This is a genomic window from Chromobacterium subtsugae, assembly GCF_035919665.1.
Lineage (GTDB): Bacteria > Pseudomonadota > Gammaproteobacteria > Burkholderiales > Chromobacteriaceae > Chromobacterium > Chromobacterium subtsugae.
In genome coordinates, this window is record NZ_CP142381.1 from 1 (window position 1) to 21,397 (window position 21,397).

At 49.9% G+C, this 21,397-nt stretch carries 21 protein-coding genes; 12 read left to right on the forward strand and 9 right to left on the reverse strand.

Features of this window, described 5'->3' with window-relative positions:
• The 6 genes from dnaA (at window position 1) to U6115_RS00030 (ending at window position 9,236) form a co-directional block, all read left to right on the forward strand.
• Window positions 1–1,401, forward strand: a complete 1,401-nt coding sequence (gene dnaA / locus U6115_RS00005) for a chromosomal replication initiator protein DnaA (protein ID WP_043571659.1) — start codon at window positions 1–3, stop codon at window positions 1,399–1,401.
• Between the two features lie 48 nt (window positions 1,402–1,449).
• Window positions 1,450–2,559 (forward strand): DNA polymerase III subunit beta, encoded by a 1,110-nt coding sequence (dnaN, locus tag U6115_RS00010; protein WP_043571657.1) that lies wholly within the window; start codon window positions 1,450–1,452, stop codon window positions 2,557–2,559.
• A gap of 131 nt (window positions 2,560–2,690) precedes the next feature.
• Window positions 2,691–5,081, forward strand: a complete 2,391-nt coding sequence (gene gyrB, locus U6115_RS00015) for a DNA topoisomerase (ATP-hydrolyzing) subunit B (protein ID WP_043571655.1) — start codon at window positions 2,691–2,693, stop codon at window positions 5,079–5,081.
• Between the two features lie 186 nt (window positions 5,082–5,267).
• Window positions 5,268–6,089, forward strand: a complete 822-nt coding sequence (locus U6115_RS00020; RefSeq protein WP_193603932.1) for a restriction endonuclease — start codon at window positions 5,268–5,270, stop codon at window positions 6,087–6,089.
• A gap of 32 nt (window positions 6,090–6,121) precedes the next feature.
• Window positions 6,122–8,083: a ParB N-terminal domain-containing protein gene (locus U6115_RS00025; protein ID WP_080770129.1), complete on the forward strand. Its 1,962-nt coding sequence runs from the start codon at window positions 6,122–6,124 to the stop codon at window positions 8,081–8,083.
• Window positions 8,046–9,236 carry a hypothetical protein gene (locus tag U6115_RS00030; RefSeq protein ID WP_146008412.1) on the forward strand — a complete coding sequence of 397 codons (1,191 nt, stop codon included), beginning with the start codon at window positions 8,046–8,048 and terminating at the stop codon, window positions 9,234–9,236. Before U6115_RS00025 ends, U6115_RS00030 begins: the two co-directional genes overlap by 38 nt.
• Here the strand turns inward: U6115_RS00030 and dndE are convergent, their stop codons facing one another.
• From dndE to dndB, 4 genes are read right to left on the reverse strand one after another with little or no spacing between them, the layout of a single operon-like run.
• Window positions 9,237–9,617, reverse strand: coding sequence for a DNA sulfur modification protein DndE (gene dndE / locus U6115_RS00035; RefSeq protein WP_080770128.1), 381 nt, complete (start codon window positions 9,615–9,617; stop codon window positions 9,237–9,239).
• Complete coding sequence (gene dndD / locus U6115_RS00040) at window positions 9,618–11,582, reverse strand: DNA sulfur modification protein DndD (RefSeq protein ID WP_043571652.1); 1,965 nt, start codon at window positions 11,580–11,582, stop codon at window positions 9,618–9,620.
• 8 nt (window positions 11,583–11,590) lie between these two features.
• The gene (gene dndC / locus U6115_RS00045; RefSeq protein WP_043571650.1) at window positions 11,591–13,069 is read right to left on the reverse strand and encodes a DNA phosphorothioation system sulfurtransferase DndC; all 1,479 of its coding nucleotides are present in this window, start codon (window positions 13,067–13,069) and stop codon (window positions 11,591–11,593) included.
• The gene (gene dndB / locus U6115_RS00050; protein WP_043571648.1) at window positions 13,066–14,190 is read right to left on the reverse strand and encodes a DNA sulfur modification protein DndB; all 1,125 of its coding nucleotides are present in this window, start codon (window positions 14,188–14,190) and stop codon (window positions 13,066–13,068) included. Before dndB ends, dndC begins: the two co-directional genes overlap by 4 nt.
• A gap of 119 nt (window positions 14,191–14,309) precedes the next feature.
• Between dndB and U6115_RS00055 the strand changes: the two genes are divergently transcribed.
• The 6 genes from U6115_RS00055 (at window position 14,310) to U6115_RS22760 (ending at window position 17,813) form a co-directional block, all read left to right on the forward strand.
• Window positions 14,310–14,939 (forward strand): hypothetical protein, encoded by a 630-nt coding sequence (locus tag U6115_RS00055; RefSeq protein ID WP_146008411.1) that lies wholly within the window; start codon window positions 14,310–14,312, stop codon window positions 14,937–14,939.
• On the forward strand, window positions 14,936–15,553 hold the full coding sequence (locus U6115_RS22755) for a class I SAM-dependent methyltransferase (RefSeq protein ID WP_080770127.1): 618 nt from the start codon (window positions 14,936–14,938) through the stop codon (window positions 15,551–15,553). The genes U6115_RS00055 and U6115_RS22755 overlap by 4 nt, the downstream gene beginning before the upstream one ends.
• A 329-nt stretch (window positions 15,554–15,882) precedes the next feature.
• Window positions 15,883–16,281 (forward strand): DUF1484 family protein, encoded by a 399-nt coding sequence (locus U6115_RS00060; RefSeq protein ID WP_076098103.1) that lies wholly within the window; start codon window positions 15,883–15,885, stop codon window positions 16,279–16,281.
• Between the two features lie 273 nt (window positions 16,282–16,554).
• Window positions 16,555–16,941, forward strand: a complete 387-nt coding sequence (locus U6115_RS00065; protein WP_043571644.1) for a DUF1484 family protein — start codon at window positions 16,555–16,557, stop codon at window positions 16,939–16,941.
• A gap of 70 nt (window positions 16,942–17,011) precedes the next feature.
• Window positions 17,012–17,395 (forward strand): DUF1484 family protein, encoded by a 384-nt coding sequence (locus U6115_RS00070; protein WP_052257878.1) that lies wholly within the window; start codon window positions 17,012–17,014, stop codon window positions 17,393–17,395.
• A gap of 187 nt (window positions 17,396–17,582) precedes the next feature.
• Window positions 17,583–17,813 carry an ArsR family transcriptional regulator gene (locus U6115_RS22760; RefSeq protein WP_080770126.1) on the forward strand — a complete coding sequence of 77 codons (231 nt, stop codon included), beginning with the start codon at window positions 17,583–17,585 and terminating at the stop codon, window positions 17,811–17,813.
• 304 nt (window positions 17,814–18,117) lie between these two features.
• Here U6115_RS22760 and U6115_RS00075 read toward each other — a convergent pair whose 3' ends face one another.
• The 5 genes from U6115_RS00075 to U6115_RS00095 form a co-directional block, all read right to left on the reverse strand.
• Window positions 18,118–18,420 carry a hypothetical protein gene (locus U6115_RS00075; RefSeq protein WP_146008410.1) on the reverse strand — a complete coding sequence of 101 codons (303 nt, stop codon included), beginning with the start codon at window positions 18,418–18,420 and terminating at the stop codon, window positions 18,118–18,120.
• Between the two features lie 181 nt (window positions 18,421–18,601).
• The gene (locus U6115_RS00080) at window positions 18,602–19,075 is read right to left on the reverse strand and encodes a hypothetical protein (protein ID WP_146008409.1); all 474 of its coding nucleotides are present in this window, start codon (window positions 19,073–19,075) and stop codon (window positions 18,602–18,604) included.
• A 369-nt stretch (window positions 19,076–19,444) separates the two neighbouring features.
• Window positions 19,445–19,750, reverse strand: coding sequence for a hypothetical protein (locus U6115_RS00085; protein ID WP_146008408.1), 306 nt, complete (start codon window positions 19,748–19,750; stop codon window positions 19,445–19,447).
• 381 nt (window positions 19,751–20,131) lie between these two features.
• The gene (locus U6115_RS00090; RefSeq protein ID WP_146008407.1) at window positions 20,132–20,662 is read right to left on the reverse strand and encodes a hypothetical protein; all 531 of its coding nucleotides are present in this window, start codon (window positions 20,660–20,662) and stop codon (window positions 20,132–20,134) included.
• Window positions 20,659–21,396, reverse strand: a complete 738-nt coding sequence (locus tag U6115_RS00095; RefSeq protein WP_146008406.1) for a hypothetical protein — start codon at window positions 21,394–21,396, stop codon at window positions 20,659–20,661. Before U6115_RS00095 ends, U6115_RS00090 begins: the two co-directional genes overlap by 4 nt.
• Between the last annotated feature and the right edge of the window lies 1 nt (window position 21,397).

Here is a 21,397-nt window from a genome sequence, read left to right on the forward strand (position 1 = left end):
ATGACCGAACTGGATCAATTCTGGCCTGCTTGTCTCGCTCGCCTGGAAGCCGAACTGTCTTCGCAACAGTTCAACACCTGGATCAAACCCCTCACCGCCGAAGCCGGCGACGAGGGCGTTGCGCTGCTCGCGCCCAACCGCTTCATCATGCAGTTCATCAAGGACCGCTTCCTGGGCCGCATCGAGGAACTGGCGGTGGAACTGATCGGCGAATGCCCGGTGGAGCTGCGCCTGGGCGCGCCGTCGGCCAAGCCGCTGCAACCGGCGGCCAGCAGCCTGCCCAAGGCCAAGGAACCAGCCAAGGCCGTGGCCAGCGCGCCAGCGGCGCCGTCCCCCGCCAAGCAGGCGGCGGTGAAGGCCATTGGCGGCAGCCATGAAAGCACGCGCCTGAACCCCTCGTTCACCTTCGACACGCTGGTGACCGGTAAAGGCAACCAGCTGGCGCGCGCGGCGGCGATGCAGATCGCGGAAAACCCGGGCGACCAGGCCTACAACCCGCTGTTCGTCTATGGCGGCGTCGGCCTGGGTAAAACCCACTTGATCCAGGCGATCGGCAACCACGTGTTCCAGAAGAACCCGCAGGCCAAGATCCGCTACATCCACGCCGAACGCTATGTGGCCGACATCATGCGCGCCTACCAGCACAAGGCGTTTGACGAATTCAAGCGCTACTACCACTCGCTGGACCTGTTGCTGATTGACGACATCCAGTTCTTCGCCGGCAAGAACCGCACCCAGGAAGAATTCTTCTATGCCTTCAATGCGCTGATCGAGGGCGGCAAGCAGGTGATCATGACCTGCGACAGCTACCCCAAGCAGATTGAAGGGATGGAAGAGCGGCTGATTTCGCGCTTCTCCTGGGGCCTGACGGTGGAAATCCAGCCGCCGGAGCTGGAAATGCGCGTGGCCATTCTGATGAAGAAGGCCGAGGCCGACAGCATCAAGCTGGAGCACAACGTGGCCTTCTTCATCGCCCAGAACGTGCGCTCCAACGTGCGCGAGCTGGAAGGCGCGCTCAAGCGCGTGGTGGCCTACGCCCGCTTCACCAACCAGAACATCACGCTGGAGCTGGTGAAGGAAGCGCTGAAGGACATCCTGGCCGCCGGCAACCGCCAGGTGACGGTGGACGCCATCCAGAAGACGGTGGCCGAGTACTACAAGATCAAGCTGTCCGACATGCACAGCAAGAAGCGCAGCCGCGACATCGCCCGGCCGCGCCAGGTGGCGATGGCGCTGGCCAAGGAGCTGACCCAGCTGTCCCTGCCCAATATCGGCGACGCGTTCGGCGGCCGCGACCACACCACGGTGCTGCACGCCTGCAAAACCATCAATGAAATGCGCGCCAACGACGCCGACATCGCCCACGACTACGACACGCTGCTGGCCATGCTGCGCAACTGATAATTCAACCATGAACCGACTCTTCACCATTCAACGGGAGCCCGCCACATGCTGATCCTGCAAGCCGAACGCGATGCCCTGCTCAAGCCCCTGCTGGCAGTGACCGGCATTGTCGAGCGTCGCCACACCCTGCCCATCCTGTCCAACGTCCTGATCGAGAAAAAGGGCGGCCAGGTGGGCTTTCTGGCTACCGACCTGGAAATCCAGATCACCACCGCCAGCGCCGACGAACTGCCGGGCGAAGACTTCCGTCTGACCACGTCCGCCAAGAAGCTGCAGGACATTCTGCGCGCCATCCCCGGCAACGCCACCGTCACGCTGGAACAGCTGGACGGCGGCCGCCTGACGCTGAAGGCCGGCAAGAGCCGCTTCAACCTGCAGACGCTGCCGGCGGAAGACTTCCCGCTGCTGTCGGTGGGCAACGCCAGCGACTCCAGCTTCACGCTGAGCCAGCGCGAACTGAAGCGCCTGATCTCCCAGGTGCAATACGCGATGGCGGTGCAGGACATCCGTTACTACCTGAACGGCCTGTTGATGCAGACAGACGGCAACCAGGTGCGCCTGGTGGCCACCGACGGCCACCGCCTGGCCTTCGCCAGCGCCGACGTCACCGCCACCCTGCCCAAGGCCGAGGTGATCCTGCCGCGCAAGACCATCATCGAGCTGTACAAGCTGCTGCAGGACAGCGACGACGAAATCAAGATCGAAGTGCTGGCCAACCAGGTGCGCTTCAGCTTCGGCGCCACCGTGATCATCAGCAAGGTTGTCGATGGCAAGTTCCCCGACTACAACCGCGTGATCCCGCTGGACAATGAAAAGATCTTCCTGATCGAACGCCTGGAATTCCTGCACGCCTTGCAGCGCGCCGCCATTCTGGCCAACGAGAAATTCCGCGGCGTGCGCCTGGTGCTGGCGCCGGGCAAGATGTCCATCCTGTGCACCAACAGCGAACAGGAAGAAGCGGAAGAAGAGCTGGAAATCGCCTTCCAGGGCGGCACGCTGGAAATCGGCTTCAACATCAATTATCTGCTGGATGTGCTGACCAACCTGCCGACCGACACCCTGCAGCTGGCGTTTGGCGACTCCAACCGCAGCGCGCTGTTCACCATTCCGGACGTCAGCAACTTCAAGTACATCGTGATGCCGATGCGCATCTGACAGCGCGACACCGTGATGTGAGCGGGAGGCCGCGGCCTCCCAACCGGGTTTAAGAATGACCGGCAGCGCGCCGGCAGCAGCGGGAAACCACCCCCGCCGCGCCAGAGCGCCGCCATTTGGAAAGTGTGAGTATGAGCGAACAAGAATACGGCGCGGACAGTATCAAGGTGCTTAAAGGCCTGGATGCGGTGCGCAAGCGCCCCGGCATGTACATTGGCGACACCCAGGACGGCACCGGCTTGCACCACATGGTGTTTGAAGTGCTGGACAACGCCATTGACGAGGCGTTGGCCGGCCATGCCGACACCATCAAGGTCACCATCAACCCGGACAACTCCGTCTCCGTAGAAGACAACGGCCGCGGCATTCCCACCGACATCCACCCGGAAGAAGGCCGCTCCGCCGCCGAGGTCATCATGACCATCCTGCACGCCGGCGGCAAATTCGACAGCAACAGCTACAAGATCTCCGGCGGCCTGCACGGCGTGGGCGTATCGGTGGTGAACGCGCTGTCCGACTGGCTGAAGCTGAAGATCTGGCGCGACGGCAAGGTGCATGAAATGGAATTCCGCCGCGGCGACGCGGTGGCCCCGCTCACCGTCACCGGCCATACCAGCCACCGCGGCACCGAAGTCACCTTCTTCGCCAGCGTGGAAACCTTCGGCCACATCGAATTCCACTTCGACATCCTGGCCAAGCGCATCCGCGAGCTGTCGTTCCTGAACCAGGGCGTCGGCATCCAGCTGCTGGACAAGCGCAGCGGCAAGGAAGAAAACTTCGCCTTCTCCGGCGGCGTGGCCGGTTTTGTCGAATACATGAACCGCAACAAGAACGTGCTGCACCCCAAGACCTTTTACGGCATTGGCGAAAAAGACGGCATGACGGTGGAAGTGGCGATGCAATGGAACGACTCTTACCAAGAGAACGTTCAGTGCTTCACCAACAACATTCCGCAGCGCGACGGCGGCACCCACATGACCGCGCTGCGCCAGGTGATGACCCGCACGCTGAACCAGTTCATCGAAGAAGCCGAAGTCGCCAAAAAGGCCAAGGTGGACACCACCGGCGACGACATGCGCGAAGGCCTGACCTGCGTGCTGTCGGTCAAGCTGCCCGACCCCAAGTTCTCCAGCCAGACCAAGGACAAGCTGGTTTCCAGCGAAATCGGCCCGGTGGTCAACGAAGTGATCAGCGAAGCGCTGAAAACCTATCTGCTGGAAAACCCGAACGACGCCAAGATCATCTGCGGCAAGATCGTGGAAGCCGCCCGCGCCCGCGAGGCCGCGCGCAAAGCCCGCGAAATCACCCGCCGCAAAGGCATCATGGACGGCCTGGGCCTGCCCGGCAAACTGGCCGACTGCCAGGAAAAAGACCCGTCGCTGTGCGAACTGTACCTGGTGGAGGGTGACTCCGCCGGCGGCTCCGCCAAGCAAGGCCGCGACCGCAAATTCCAGGCCATCCTGCCGCTGAAGGGCAAGATCCTGAACGTGGAACGCGCCCGCTTCGACAAGATGCTGCAAAGCCAGGAAGTGGCCACGCTGATCACCGCCATGGGCTGCGGCATCGGCAAGGACGAATACAACCCGGACAAGCTGCGCTACCACCGCATCATCATCATGACCGACGCCGACGTGGACGGCGCGCACATCCGCACCCTGCTGCTCACCTTCTTCTACCGCCAGATGGCGGAACTGGTGGAGCGCGGCCACATCTACATCGCCCAGCCGCCGCTGTACAAGGCTAAGCACGGCAAGCAGGAACGCTACCTGAAGGACGACTACGAGCTGAACCAGTACCTGCTACAACTGGCGCTGGAAAAAGCCGAGCTGATCCCGGCCGAAGGCGAAGCCCCGCTGGCCGGCGACACCCTGGCCGAAATCGCCCGCCAGTTCCTGCTGACCCGCGCGGTGATAGAGCGCGAAAGCCGCGTGATCGACCCGCTGGTGCTGGAAGCCATGCTGAAGAGCGGCCCGCTGTCGCTGCAAAGCCAGGCTGAAGCCGCCGCCTGCGTCGCCGCGCTGCAAGCGCTGCTGCCGGCCGAAACCATCGACCTGCAGCTGCTGCGCGACGAAAAGAACGACGGCCACCTGGTGAAGATCATCCGCAAGCTGCACGGCAACGTGTTGGTGACGGTGCTGGACCAAAACTTCCTGGACAGCGGCGACTACGCCGAGCTGAAGAAAACCGGCGACCTGCTGAACAACCTGCTGCGCCAGGGCGCCCAAGTGAAGCGCGGCGAAACCGTGCGCCCCGTGGCGGAATTTGGCGAAGCGCTGGACTGGCTGCTGGCCGAAGTGAAGAAGGGCATGAACATCCAGCGCTACAAAGGCCTGGGCGAGATGAACCCGGAACAGCTGTGGGAAACCACCATGGACCCGACCGTGCGCCGCCTGCTCAAGGTGCGCATCGAAGACGTGATGGGCGCAGACGACGTGTTCACCACCCTGATGGGCGACGAGGTAGAGCCGCGCAGGCAGTTCATCGAAGGCAATGCGCTGATCGCGCGGAACATCGACGTGTAAGGTTGTAGGATCCCACGAATATCTAGATTTTTCCCACTTTTCTAGATTTTTGGGTATTCCTAATTTTTATTTTATACAACTCAAGTAGCGACAGAATCACAGTGAATACGCCATCGGCATAACTTTGCTTTTAAAATTATCAACAGCATTGTTCTGCTGATAGCGTTCACCATGAAGGTATCTACAATGTCAAAATCACCTATGACCATAGTAGAGGCAATCAAATTGGTCATGCGCGAAAGTGGTAAACCCCTAACAGCCAGAGAGGCCTACAACTTAATTGTTGCTAGGTCTCTTTATCCATTCCAAGCCAAAGATCCAAAACACATAGTTCTTATGCAAATAAGAAGACATTGTGCTGGAATTGACTTTCCAAGTGCTTCTGCAACCAAACACTTTGAAATCGTTGGCAATAATACGTATATACCACTATCCAATCCAACCGTATCAACTTGTAAAGCTGAGCCACTCCAACATAAAAACCACAACGATGGCCTCGCTTCAGAAAAAAATCCCTTACTGGATGCAGAAATTGATTTATGGAATAAACACTTAAATTATATTTCATTATTCAAAGAGCATATGCTCATCCAATTAAAAGAACTTTCTCCACTTGAATTTGAGCACTTTGCTAGAGAACTAATGCTCGCATACGGCTTCGAAGATGTCGAGGTCACAAATATTAGCAAGGATGGAGGTATCGACGGATATGGAAAACTTCGCGTAGGGCTAGCGCATTTAAATGTGGCATTTCAATGCAAAAGATGGAAAAAAAACACAGTACACCGGGACGAAATCGACAAATTTAGAGGTGCCACGCAAGGAAAATTTGAGCAAGGCATCTTCTTTACTACTTCAAATTTTTCAAGCGGTGCAATTTCTGCATCCATACAAAGTGGAGCCATTCCAATAGTCCTCTTGGATGGCGACTCAATAATAAACTTAATGATAACTAATAAATTTCGTGTAGAAGCAAGTCAAATGGAAATTCCTACATTTGCCCTATAGACTACATTGAATAAAAGAATCGGAATACAATTATGAAAATGACTAAATTTCAAACAATTGAGAAAATGACAACAGTCATTCGCGGGGGATTCGGCAGATTTAAGACAGAAAAGAGCTATCCTGTAAATTATATAATGGCTAGCTTGCCAATTGATCAGTTAGATGCTCTTACTACAGCGTCAGAATTATTCAATGTAAACACGATAAAATTTGACGAGCTAATCCAACGAGACATTGATTCAAGCCGTGTGAGAGCAATTGCCAATGACTATCTAATGCAGAGTGAGAAAAAAATTGTATTCTTCCCACCTCTTCTCGCATGCATTGTAATTGTTGACGAAACCAACAAAATTAAAAAGCAATATGAAGAACATAGTGAGCTTATTAATGACGATGATATAAATAACAAATCATTCATTTCAACATGGGACAAGAATGCATTTGAACTTAGCTTTGGAATAACAGACGACCCTGATGAATCAGATCGAGTTTATTCAAGTAAAAATTATGGGGAAATTCGCTATTTTGATTTTGCGGCACAACTTCGACTAAATCCTAAAAAAGTTAAACTAGTCGTGTTAGATGGCCAACATAGACTCGCTGCACTTAACCTAATACACAAAGGTGCTAACAGCCACATATTGAAAGATGTTGAGGTTCCACTATGTATCATGTTCAGCCCATCAGCGGATAAAAGTATCTCACAACAAGATATGGTTGACGACTTTAGAGAGCTATTTGTTCGTGTAAACTTAGAACAGAAAAAAGTTAGTGGCCACTTCATCATCCTTCTACAGGACGACTCATATTCGGCGATGGCCGTCCGCGAATTTGCAGATGAGTTGAAAAAAATTGATGATACTGGCTTTTCAGCTCTACACCTGCTTGAGTGGAACCAACGAATTGACGAATTAACAAGGAAAAGAACCAGAAATACAGCACTAACCACTATTGGTATTATATTTGATGTATTAAAAGATCACTTCTTTGAAGCTGGCGTTGCTGGAAGCATATTGCAGCTATCTACTATTAGTATGGATTACAATGGTGAGAATTACGATCTTAGTCAAATTGAAGACAAGGCTATTGGCATTGATATCATTGACAATCGTGTCAAAGAGTCCATCACTAATATTTTAACTCCTAGTCTAAATATTTTACTTCGCAACCCAAGTCCTTACTCTCGAGTTGAAACCACAGTTAGAGCTGCCTTTGAAAAGCTTAACAAATTAGAGATGGAGCATAATGCAGGGTTTGCTTCATTAAAAAAAGACTACCTATCGAAGTACATCTATTCAGAGAAGGAGATACTTGAAGACCGTTGTCGCGTTTGCTTAGATGAATTCCAATCTTGGGTTAATATCTCACCATCAGACCATGTATATTTGCTGCATGCATTCCAGCAAGGGTTAGTTAGATCCTGGATCAATTTAAATCAATTACTTGGTAGATATGAGTTTTCTCCCACTGCAATCGCTACTGCGCTTATCTCCGCCTTTGAAATACTAATTTTTTCGATTGATAAAAATTATCTATCCCCGACAAGGTCCTATACCAAGAGAATGTTGTGGAAAAATGAGCGAGTTAATTTTTCTTCGGCATGGAGCAAAGATGCTTGGTGCCACATCTTATTAATCTCATTCTTGCATGAGATAACTAAGACAACATTTCTAGATCATCTAGAAAAAGAATACTCTGATTCTTTTGATAGAAAATCTGTTGATGAGGTATTGCATAAATATGCGGATACCAAACTGCAAGACTATCTTGGCAAACTCAGTGATGAGCTAATTAAGGACACCAAACAAAATCTTTCAGAACTAGTTTCCACAGAAGTTTATATTGGACTCCAAAGCAAACAACTATCGAATGACATAAATGACAGAAAAGCTGTTGAAACTAAAATTAGAGATTTAACTGAAGAAAGAATGAAACAAGTCGTTGCCGAACTTGCAAATGTCTTACAAGTTGAGAAAAATACAATTCAATATTGATTTGAGTGCCTTACAGTTTATGCAAACCTTAAACTTAATAACAGTTTGGGATAAAAATAAACCAAACGCTCAGTCTTGTATATATATTGTTAAAAGCGCAGATGAGATTGATTTTTTTAAATTCATTAAAATTAATGCAATTTTCCCAAGAAAAATTTATGTCATCTCACCGGATCTGTACCCCATATTGGATATCTGTATTGCATACGCCGCAGAAAAGAATGGTTACCTTAGCCTTTGGGAGCGGTTGCCAAGCAGGCCAGCATTTCTCATTAGGCGTATAAATCATGCACTTAAATCCTGGCAAATTAAAACTGCATGCGATGTAATAAAAGAGCTGAGAGAAGAGATTAAAGAGAAAAATTTAGACATTAAAAAATTTCTCGATGAAAAGATCTCTCTCTTAGAAGATTTTGTTTACCCATTTTTATGGGAGGCTCCCTTTTCTCTACCAAATGTGGTCAATACACATAAAAAGTGGTGGTTAAGTACGGCAGACAATACAGTAAAATTTAATAATTTTATCGTGAACTGGGAAAGAGAATTCGATGGAAATGGAAATGCACATTCCAACTTGCTGAACCACATGAAAATGCATGCCAGTATTCTAAGAAAATTCAGCGGAATAAACAAATCCGATAGAATAAATGCAATTAATGAGGCCTCTGCCTATTGCATGTTTCAGGCAAACTTGCGTTTTTATGAAGCAAATTATAGCTTGGCGATTCTTCTCTGTCATAGATCAGCCGATTTATTACTTATGAGCCTATGTGATGATTTTGATTTAATAAATTTTACGCCAAGCGCTCCAAAATTTAAAATTAGCTACAATGGAAAAAATGAGATACATCTAATGACTAGCTATGCCGCACTATCAGCCAACGGCATGGCCGCGGACCCACAAAGGGAGAATTGTTTCAATAAATTAAACTCGATTAGAAATCACCTTATTTATACACATTATTTTGGATCCATTTCAACAACAGATGCCAGTTCGGTTTTCAATGATATTAAAGGTTATTTAAGCACACTAGGAGGAAGCAACTGGAATTCAAGCGTAACGCAATATGAGAAAAAATTTGAGTTTTCTGCATCCGTAATTTTAGAATCAAAAAAATCCATCATTACTGGAATTCAAGAAAGATCTGTTTAGCTAGGAAGCGCAACGCAATGTAATCATTTGATGCAACTCTGTATCTGACATACTGACCAAGTATGAAAGCCCTCGATGAATATGATTGTATAAAATTTTCTTAGATAATTCCTCATCGAAGGCAATACCATCTTGTTTTCCTCGAAGCAAAAGTAAGTTGAGATATAATACCTCATTCCCTCCAGTAAAAGTTCGCCAGTCAATATCGATCCCACCATTGAAATTAAGATTTTCAATAGGAGGGATAGCCTCATTAGCTAATGACAAGCAGAATGCATATCTACATAAAGTATTGTAATGATTGATGCCTGTTTTGCGCTTCAGCGTAATTAATTGATTTTTTGCAACTGCTGTTAATCTAATTCGATCGATCTGTATCATTTAAATCTCCGCAGCGACAACAGAAGTGCTACGTCGCACTTCATCAAACTCCAGGCCCATCGACGCGGCCATATAGGGCTGTAGCGCTGTATAGGCTGGGCCATGCACTTCTTCATCAGTAGAAAGCACAAGTACCTGATGAGAGACTTTTCCGAAGAAATTATTGATCAGTGACTCACGATGCTTCTGATCCAAGCGTGCCAGTGGGGTATCAACCACCACAGGGAAGCGCCCTTTTCTCTCTTGAATCAGAGCACTAAGTACCGAAATCGCCAGAATCTGCCGCTCACCAGCCGACAACCGTTCCATCGGGAGCATATGGCCTGCGGTATCGATAATGGAAACCGTGTAGGTGTCTGGATCGACATTGACCTTTGCCACCAGCCGCTTCTTGCGCAGCAGTTGCTGGAAAGATTGCGTGATCATGTCAGACAACCAAGCGGCTTTGCTGGCCAGTAACCGTTCACGGAAAACCAACAACGCTTTTTTCGCCCGCCCAGCGGCTTGCAAACCATGCTGCTCCAGGGCTTTATCCTTGAACTCTTCCTGCAAACGTTTGTGTGCCGCATTCAGGCGTGTTTCTGTATGAATACGATAGGTCTGTAGCTCTGATAGCTTAGCCGTTAGTACGAGCAAGTCTGACTCGGTTTTTGCAACCTTATGCGCACGCTGCTGCAAGCCACCCAGAACACTGGAGAGCTGTGCCTCTGCAGGTATTTTCCCAACCGCGCGTTCAGCCTTGGATAGGGTGGATTCTGTTTGGGCAACCTGTGCCACACATTGCTGTAGCGATGAGACGGCCTGCTCCAGGCGTGGCTGAATTTCATGGGGATTACCACCAGCTTGCAATACCGGTTGGCGTACATTTTCTGCTTTGAATTTCAGCAAGTCTGCCTGTAACAACTCGGCTAAACGCTGTTTCTCAGTGGAGGGCAAAGGCAATTGTTGTAGTAAACGGCTATCGCGCTTTTCAAATTCACTGGCAAGCAAAGTAGCATTTTGCGCCAGCTGATCAACATCCCATTGGGCCTTATATTTGTCCCACAACGGACCAAGCCAGGTTAGGGGAAGTAATGGATGCTCTATCGCATCGATCAATTCTGCCTGTGCTTGTTCATTTCGCTTCCGCGCGCTATCAACTTCCGCCTTTAACTCTGCAGCTTGTTCATAGGCTGTCAGGCCCTGACGCTGGGCATCCAGCTTGTAGTGTTCCAACTCTGACGTGGCTGCATCCAGCGTATTTTGCAGGCTAGCTCTTTTCTGCTGTAGAACAGTGATGGATTGTTCTGTTTCCTCAAGCTGTTGAGCAAACTTTTCAGCATCTTCACGTAGCTTGGCATGCTCACCACTGCTTTCCTTGTTACGCAGATTGGTTCGCCGCTCTACTGCCTTCAGATCCGTTGCCAACGAGTCGATTCCACCCAGACCCAAGAAGACCTCTGTAGCACGGCGCAACAGATCGGGTAACCGGTCCGGGCTGGCAAGCGCCTCAATTTTTTCCCCATCAAACAGGAAAAGTTGGACTAACTCCGCTGGCAGGATGCCATTGATAAATTCATCCCAACTCTCTGTAAAAGCCATGTCTATCATTCCATGGCTACTTACTGTCATGTTTTCTTGCAGACTCCCTGCGGATGCTCTCCATTCGCGCCGTACGGCAACAGGCTGCTGCCTCCCTCCCACTTCGACAAGCAGATTAACTTCAACAGCCGCATTACCCACAGCATCTTGTCTTAACAGGCTCTGGATAAGCTGATCGTATTCTGACTTCCGAGCCAGATTAATTGCCTTGTAGCCATACAGTGCAATCTGGATGGCGGTCAGTAAGGTCGTCTTGCCACTGCCATTCAGTGCTTTGATCAAAATAACCGGCTTGCCGTCCCGTACGGAAAGTGGCAAGGTCTGACGCTCGCGGAATGGCCCCAGGTTTTCGATGGAAATATCAGTAAATGTAATTTTTGCCATGTTATTGCTCAGGCTAGTATTGTCGAAGCATCTGAACTGTCGTCGTCGCTTGCTTCATCAATCTGCTGTTCGTTGCTTTCCTGTTGCTGGGTACTCATGGCAAATGCCAATGCTTCCTCTTCCGTCCGGAATGCATTGTTCTGCAAAATCGACTCCAGACGATCCAGATGCTGGGAGCGCTTCAGGGTCTGTTGGGCCTGGAATTGCTCAGCCAACAGACTGCGCGTCAAGCGATACAAGGTTTCAGCCGCTTCCGGGTCAAGCTCTTCTGTTACAGTCTTGAGCAATTCGAAATCACTTGTGTCCAACGGAACCGACTCGATTTCCTTGCCTGGGTAGGGCTGCTGATAGATCGATTCGTAAATGCCAGGTAGTAAATCTTCGATTTCGCCTTTTTCTTCCACCCAGATACGGCGTATTTCTTCCAGCTCTTCCAGTGAGATCAGCTCCACATTGTGGTAGCCAACTTTGTCACCCGCTTGCTTCACCATTTTCTGGGTTGCTAAGAGCTCACGTAGCAGCTCGACACGCTTGGACTGCAAGTACGGGCCATGGATGAGAGAACCATTCAGTACCTTGAGCTGGCCACTCATGCGGCGAAAATCGCGCACATCACGATCGACAGTAGTCAGCTGCTTATTACGAAAATCGAGGATGGGTTGCATCCAGGCTTTTTGATCATCGTTCTGGATCATCGCCTGCATCGACTTGTCTTGTGAAACCATCGTGCAAACATAGCAACCAAACCGGCTATCGCCACAACTTGGAGTCGATGTATCCACAACAATCGGGCACTCGGCATCCTGCGTTGCACCGCGATAAATATGGAACAGCTCCTGATTGCTGACTCCCCAAGGGTTGTCATCTGTAATCAGGTACTCCCATACATCGTCACTAGTCCAGGTTTCTACCGGCAGGTATACCCATACACGTGACAGGCGCGGATCTTTGTTCCTACTCAACCGGTCGCGCGTGCTCCCGCTGTAGGTATCCATGACTTTGTCACGTGCATTGCTCTCACCGCGCCGTTGGCCAAGAACCAGAATCGCCTCGCCATTGCTTTCTGATAGCTCTTGGATGAACTTGGTGGAAGCACTGATTTTGAGCCGGTCGGTACACCATCTGAAACGATTACGTGGTGCAGGGTAGCCCTTGCCAATCAGACTCACCCAAAAACGGTTCTCCAAAGTAGGAACCAATCGATTCGGCACAATCGGCATGTTTTGCGCGTCAGCCGCATGCCGCATGCACTCCAAAGAGTTGCTGACCCAGGAGGCAATCACCGGGTTCTCAACCAAGGTGTCGGTACTGATTACATAAATAAGCTTGGTTCGCTTGGATGCCGGTAACTGTGCAACGGCTTTCCAGACCAACTGCAAGGAGGCTGTTGAGTCCTTGCCTCCGCTGTAGCCAATAATCCAGGGGATGGAATCCGACTGATACAGGGTCTGGATTTCCGCGATGATAGTGTCAACAGGCGTGCTCACTTAAGGCCTCGTTTGGATTGCTTAGGAGCCGTGCGGACTGCCAAAAAGGCCGTCTCAACATCTTGCTCCTCTACGGTCAAGGCTAAGCCTAGGACGCGTTTGATTTCGTTGCAGGTCAATGTGATGTTCTGGCTGGACTTGGACATGCGGCCACCGATCATAGCCCGCCCCTCCCAGGTTTCAATATTTTTCCGCGACCAGTCGATTTCTCTGAGCTTGCTCAGGATCTGGGCCAGATCACCAGAATTTTCCTGGTAGACAAACTTGCCTGCGCGTCCCAATGCTTGCAGAACAATTGCATGGGAATGGATGAAGTCTTGTCGGACTTCACCAGCAGTCATTTTCCCTTCTCGGACATATCGCCACTCCGGGAAATGGGCAGCTACTGCCTCCCAGTACTCCAGACACTTTTTGGAAGAAGCCGTAAAGTCCTCAAGCTCTTTCTCGGAAAGCATCTCCAAAATGGCAAAGTGCAGTGCGCTGAGAGTGAACAGCTTCCGTGAACGACCTGACAACGATGAGCGTTCTGACTCAATCAGGTTATGGAACACTTTCGACGTTAGACTGAGATGTCTTGCCACATTTGCGGCGGCACTTCGATGGTCGTAGAGAACTCCCAGCGAGGACGATGGCTTGACGGCATGGCGGTTAAGATCCGCAAACATCTGCTGGCATCGCTCCAGCCCTCGGTCAAGAAAGAACACAACCGCTATGGTTTCATCAGCGAGTTCTGGAGCCTCTTGTAAGGCCTGTGCAATTGCCGCTCTGCGATGCTGGCCATCATTCACGATGAACCTGGCATGCATATCGACCGTAAGGGTCCCCATCCGGAAGTTGATGGCACTGTCCTGAGCAACCGGTTCGAATGACACGGCGCCATCAATTGATGCCGTAATGGCAGAAAACGTATAGCTATCAGCATTGCTGATGATGTAGCGAGCAATATCCGGGATACGAGCACGGTTCAGAGTACGCTGAGCCCTCAGCTCGGGCATCAGCTCCTCGTTGTCGAACTCGAACAACTTGGCAAGCAGGCGAAGTGGGCACATGGAGACGTAGTACTCACGCCCTGCCTGTACCCCTCGAATCGCAGGAAAAACATAGGAAAAGGAGTTCGCCATAGTGATGGAAGTTTAGCATGTTTGTGTTTTTATAGACAAACATACGTTATTTGCATTCTCGCATCGATAGCACAAGTGCCTTCGGGTAAAATGCATCAACTTGAACCGTGAGCTAGACCATGACGAAAGAATATGAGCTGGAAAAGCTCGCAAAACAGCAGGAATACGCTCTTCAACTTGAAGAGACAAAATGGAAATACAAGCAAAAGGAGCTCGCCTATGTGGAAGCAGGTAACCACATGCGAGCCCTGAACCAGTTGATGTGGCAAGTTCCAAGCATTGCCATGGCAATCACAGGTGGGCTTTGGTATGGAGCAGCGAACCTGCAAGTAGCAGAACCTAGAGCATGGGTATTTGCATTTGCCATCGTCGCAGACGTCATGACGATCATTACTCTGCATCGCCTACGTAAACTTATTCAGCGTGAACTCGAAAAACAGGCAACCTTCGAGTCTATCTCTCTTCCGAAAAGCAAAAATATTGTTGTCTGGTGCTGGACTATTGTCCTATTTTCGGCAGCAACTACCGGTTTCTTCGGAGCACTGAATTCTGACAAGTTTAACGCCAGACCCAACCCCACCGTCATTCAACTGGTTACCGATAAACAGCAACAAACGGCTGAAAAAGCTCAAAGGCGCCCCCAAGCATCCGAGCCCGCTCTCCATTCTTCAAGACCTACCGGCACAAAAAAAGATAATGCGACTTCCTCGCCCCCCACCTCATCGCCAGTTGTTAGGAAGTCTCCATGAGCAGGCGCGCATGGACTGCTTACAGTCAAGCGAGCCAGCATTATTTTGATGCATACGAGGAGCTAGACTTCACAAAAATGCATCAAGCATTTTTGCGTTTTCTACCTCCCAAAGATTCGCTGTGTCTGGACGTTGGCGCTGGCTCAGGCCGTGATGCAGCTTCACTAGCTAGGCGGGGTTACCAAGTAATCGCTGTCGAACCAAGCCAAGGTCTACGCAGTTTGGCTATAAGCCATCATGACAAATCATCAATCACCTGGCTTGATGACAAGCTACCTCGACTCGATAAAGTCAAAACCCTTCCATATCGCTACAAATTTATTTTGCTCAGCGCAGTCTGGATGCATATCCCAATACGCAACCGGCTAGCATCGCTACGCGTCCTTCGGAGCCTACTTGCTTCTGATGGATACATTGCAATTACTCTCAGGCTAGGCATTCCCAGTAGTGACAGAGTCATGTACCCGGTAAGTGTTGAGGAACTACTCCGGCATGCTGGAAAAGTTGGCCTTGCCCCAGTCTATGTCGGACGAAAAACTAAGGACTCAATGAGCCGCAATGACGTTAAGTGGCAGAAAGTAGTCTTGAGACCTGAATCGCCCCCACTTTCCTAGCTACCTCGTGAGCTTCTCTAGACTGCCCAGTCTCACCTGCTAATACGTACTTCTTCGCTTGCCTAGCAAGGCTTCCCACTAGATAATCCTCCCGTGCCGTTCAATAGCGGCACCGGGATTGGCGTCCTGTTACATCTTCCATCGAACTGCCGCGTTCGCCGCGCCAGTTCGATCATCATTGCTACGCGCAATTTATGGCGGGCCGTGGTGGGAGTGTCGCGAGACACGCCGGAGGAGATGCCGGTAACGCCAATCCCGCCATGCGCCTGCCACCCCCGATTGGCGTCGGGAAAGCAGGATTGAGCACTCATCTCCGTGAGGATCTTGCTATGACTAGCATTTCCCGCAGTGCGTCTCACCTTACCGTATCCCCCAGCCCTTTGCTCCGATCCGGGGCGTCTGCCTCTTTATCTCAGCCCAGCCTGCTGGCCATGCATAGGCTGCATGATGCCTTTGCCGCCTTGCAGGACCAGCTAGCCCGCAAACCGCAGGCCTGCGCCCGCGTGCCGGCGGCGCAGCTGGCGCATCTGTGCCGCGACATTGAGGACGCGGTGGTGGAAACCATCTGCCACCTGGCCCACAGCCAGCTGGGCCTGCAGGCGCTGTTGGACCTGCTTGCCTGCCTGGGCGACGATGTGCGCCTGCCTTCCAGCCGCCTGCTGCAATTATTGCAGCCGCTGGACAAGCGGGTGGAGGCGTCGCTTAGCCGGCTGACCGGCGTGCTGTAAGCCGCTGCCGCCGCGGCCCATCCGGGCGCGGCGGCCGCTGAGAACCCCGTGTTGGGGTGGCCAGCGGCGTGGCGGCACCTTGGGGGCGCACTCACCCATCGCGCCCCGCGCCGCCTGCGCATCAGGCACCTTCCGCCCTCGCCGCTTGCTCCGCCCCCGCACGGGACGCACTGACTTGCCGCTCGCCCGCGCGCGTTGGCCTTTCCCCGGCCGCTGGCCGGACAGGCGCTGGCGCGCGCGCGGGTGGGCGGGCTTTCTCCCTGGAGAACACTGATGACCCATCACACCGAACTGGCGCCCCATACTTCCGCCCAAGCCCGCGCGGCAAACCGCCGGCCGCAGCCGGCCAAACCTACCGCCGCGCTGGCAGGGCTGAAGCAAGCCCTGGCCCAGCTGCAAGCCATGCTGGCCGACCCGGACCTGGCCAGCCTGAACCAGCCGCTGGCGCGGCTAAACGAACTATGCGGCGACATTGAAGGCGCGGTGGTGGCAGCCATCTGCCACCTGGCCGACGGCCAGCAGAGCCAGCACGCGGTGCGGGACCTGCTGACTTGCCTGGGCGACGACCTGCGCCTGCCCTCCAGCCGGCTGCGGGAATTGCTGCTGCCGCTGGATGCGCGCATGGACAAGGCGCTGACGCTGCTTGCCCAGGTGCGCTAAGCGCGCGCCTCAGCCGGGCCGGCGCGCTGGCCCGGCTGTTTTCATCATTCCGTTCCGTAAAGGATGCGCCATGTCCAATGTCTCGCCATTTGTCCCGCCCGCCGCTGGCCAGGCCGACGTCGCCCCCAAACTAGCCCCACTTCCCGCCACCGCGGCGGCGCTGGTGGAGCTGCGCCAAGTCATCGCCAAACTGCAAAGCCCGCATGACCCTACCTGCCCCACCACGCTGCGCTTGTCGGTGGAGCGGCTAGCCCAGCTGGACCGCGACATCGAACAAGCCCTCAGCGCCAGCAGCCACACGCTGGCCCGCGTCAGCGAAGGCATGCAGTCGCTGTTGAACCTGCTGCTGCTGGCCGACGCCACCCCGCTGCCCTCGCGCCAGCTGTTCAGCCTGATCTCCCCGCTGCACCGCCAGCTGCTGCAGGCCCGTTACCAGCTGGAAGGCAGGGTGTAGCAAAAAAGCCCACCCGGCCGGATGGCGGGGTGGGCTTTAAGCTGGCGCGCAGACACTAGGCTAGCTGTGCGCCGTCAGGAATCTATTCAAACTTACTGCACGAATACAAGCAAGTTATTGTATTTTATGGATTCTATCTATTAGTATCTATTCAATATCTATTCAATATCTATTCAAATCCCAGCCCATGTCTGTTGAAGCCATCCTCGCCAGCCTGCAAAGCGGCCCCAAAACCGCGGCGGAACTTTGCGCCCAGCTTGGCCTTAGCCAGCCCACTTTGTCGCGCCGCCTGCAAGAGGCCGGCGCCAGGGTAGTCCGCGTGGGCAGCGCCCGCGATGAGTTGATTAGTAAACTACAGGTATCACGTGAGGGCGCCCTACCACAATTACATTTTGCTCTGCATTTTCCTAAATTTTGAATAGAAAAAATCGGAAAACCACACAAAAAATCAACACCATTACGAGATTTTTCTCAATTGAAATGGCATTCCGAAATCCATTCCAATCACGGATAGCTCAATCACCATATATTGCCGAAATTGCTTTGATCGGCACTATCATCGCTGGCGAAGCGGTTGGGCTGTGAAGATAGCTCCCTTGTACTACACGGCATTGCACAGCTTCCTCTCCTGTCAATTTTTGAATAATGTTATGACTGGAAGGTAGCAACCACCGCCCTAATTCTACATAATTTTCTAATGCATCTGCCTTGTAAATAAACACTCATCCTTCATGGCCAACTTCCTCGATACTCCCACTCCAAAACAGCCCATCATCAAGATTAATAAAGCTACCAATAGGTTGACTACCTACCCGACAATTTAGCCGGCTTAACTTCCCAGCCAACGCAGATTCTTCGCTGGAAAATTTGAACACCACCCCCGCCGTAGCTTTCTCAGCAGCAACATATTGAATTGGGCCAATAGCACTTGCCCATTTTATCATCAAGGCCATTGCATGGAAAAATATAAGAAGCGGCATACAAATAAGGCCCAAGCTTTCAATTAATCTTTCGCGCAGGGACACTGCCGCAGATTACAAATTTAAAAACATCAAATCCACCAGCTTAATTTAATATCACGACAACATTTTATCACAACCACTCGGCATTAGAATAAACACTTGGAAAATTATCTATTTATTTCAACACCACCCAAACTGCCTCTGGAAAATTTGTCGCATGCAATCATTCATCCCGGATAGTACGTCATAGTTTTATTGCGGTTAAAATTTCTGCAACTGGAATAAAAAATGGCTTAGACTTAGTATCTGGAGAGAAATAATTAGACTCAGCAACAACACAAGGTATTTTATTTTTGCCACTGAACTGTGCAAGCAAATCTGTCCTAGTGACATAATATGGGGGTGTATCGCTATTCTTAACAAAGCTAATTTTTGCCTCATATGCTTTCGAGGCTTTCAATTTATTTATGCCTACACCTAAAACCATCAACCCATGATTTGAAGGTTGATCATATCCTGCAACATCGCCTGACAAGGAACATGTCATGTAATGATGTCGCTCCAAACCACTCCTATCACTTGAGAAATATACTATTAATTCACGCACATCCCCTCCTGCCATATGATCATAATTAACAACTATGGGCTTGGCAGGCATAATAACCAAAATTATTATTAAAATAAACATAGCAATCACAAGGATTTTCTTCCTACTCACCTAAAACACTCCTTATGTTTTGCTCTAAAACATTCCACGCAGTAATCTTATCTTTCAACTCATATTTCAACGCAGTCAAGGTATAGGCGTGATTAAAATTTATCGCCTCATTTGAAGACATCCAGCTGAAGCGAATAGCCAGCTCCGCCTCACTATCCTCGCGCCAATTGTTCGCCCTGATCATCCCGCTGCACCGATAGTTATAGCTGGCTTGCTACTGGCACCAAGGTAAGATGTAGAAAAAGCCCACCTGGCTAGATGGCAGGGTGAGCTTTTTAATAACCCATTTTCGATTCAACTTTTTACAAACTTTTTACTACAAAATATCGGAAAAATAGAGCAGCGCATCGCACATTATGCAATTTCGGTTTAATAATACTTCTTATATTCAACCTGAAAATCTACAGAGTCCAATTCATCTGCCGTTCCAAATAGATATATTTCATAATCCACAGACTTCTCATACTTTTGGTTGGTCTTAACAGTCAAGCATTTATCCATTTTCTGCCCATAAACTATTTTATCAGGCATTGCAGCCCGGCATTTATTTAATGGGATATTATTATTCAAGACAACCCAACCTTCCCTTTCTTTTCTCTTCACCTGGGGCTTTAATATTGAAAGAGAAACAAGGTTTACCTCCTTGGCATTCATGGATTTTTTTGCTTCTTCCACTCCAGGTTTCAAATCTATGTAAATCCCATCCGCCTTTTTTCGGCATAAACAATAATCTTGTCTGGTGGGCGGTTATCTACGATAACGTCTTGCTCTTTTTCTTGCGGGCGATTACACCCTAAGAAAAACACCATAAATATTGAAAGCAGAAAATTCCACTTCATACGACTCTACCATCATTTTCATGCAGAACCCCATATCCGCACTAAATGGCAATAGGCTTGCCGTCAAGAATTAGAAATAGCCTTTAACACACAACCCATCTTTTGATCTCTAAATCGACCTCAAGCTACGTCATGGTTAAATAACTCCCTGTACTACACTGTATTGCACAACCTATTTCATTTTCAAATTAATGTCAAAACCAATTTAACCACCTTATCAAATTCCTTTCCCATCACATAAAATGTAAGAAGTGTTTTTCTTGCAAAAAAACACTTCATGACCCCGACCTCCCCCATCATACATGTAGTATACCGAGAATTTTTCTAATTTCTCCCACTCTGAACTAGAAATTTCCACCTCTGGCCTCTTACCACCGACAGTACAATTCTCACTCTTTAATCCCATCCCCTTATTCCCATATCCGACTTTAAATATTTTTACTTTTTCCTTACACTCATCACCGACATAGAACTCATATGTATATTTAGGGGATGAATCTTTCAAGCCGGAATAGCCTGAAACTCCTACACTAATAGTACTTTGCGGATCCATATTTTTAATAGATATTACAAAATCTCCTCTATCAAAATCAACTTCCCCATCTTGACTTACATCATCTTCCTGCACACCAACATTTTCACTCTGCTCTTGCACAATATCAGGATCGCTCTTTTTACACCCTACCAAAGAGAGCAATACAACAGATAATGTACAAGATAGAATCCACGCAAAAAAACTCCTAATCATAGCTTACCCCACCGAATCCTTGCCTTATCCAACAGGCTTTGATAAAGAACATCATCTCTTTCAGGCCTCTGCATTTGCACTGGCAGCATCGATGCACCACGGTCACTATTTAAAAACTCTTTCTCTACTGCAAACTCCAAAAGAGGCCACCTATCTATTCTTGCTCGCCTAAATTCAGGTGAGTTTATCATCATATAGTATTGCGATATTAACTCCCCCTGCTGCTCATTATTATGCAAGAAAAAACTTTTTATCCATCTCCACTCAATTGCATATCTATTTTTTACAAATACTTTTTTGTTCTCATCATATGTTCTAAAATCTCCTTCTGCATTTCCTCTCTCAAATTGACTGCCTCCTACGCAAAACTGCCAGACATGAGTCATCTCATGCAACCAATTTGCAACGACAGCCAAAGCAGAATGTTCTTTAGAGAAATCATCTCGCCATGATCGAGGAAGAAATACAAATGGAAATCTTACAATTGAAGTATCTTTATAACTTGCTCCCAGCGCTCTAGCGCTGTCATTTATTAACCACACTTTATCATAGTGGATTTGATTTGAAAAATACTGCCGACATAATGCCACCTCACCAGACGTTAGCTTTCTAACCTTGACATTCTCAACAACACAAGATTTCCCGATATCTTTTTGATTGGTGCAAATATGTGCTTGCAACTTATAATCAATCCAAATATCTTTCTCATAAACACAATCTCTATATTCTTTCACA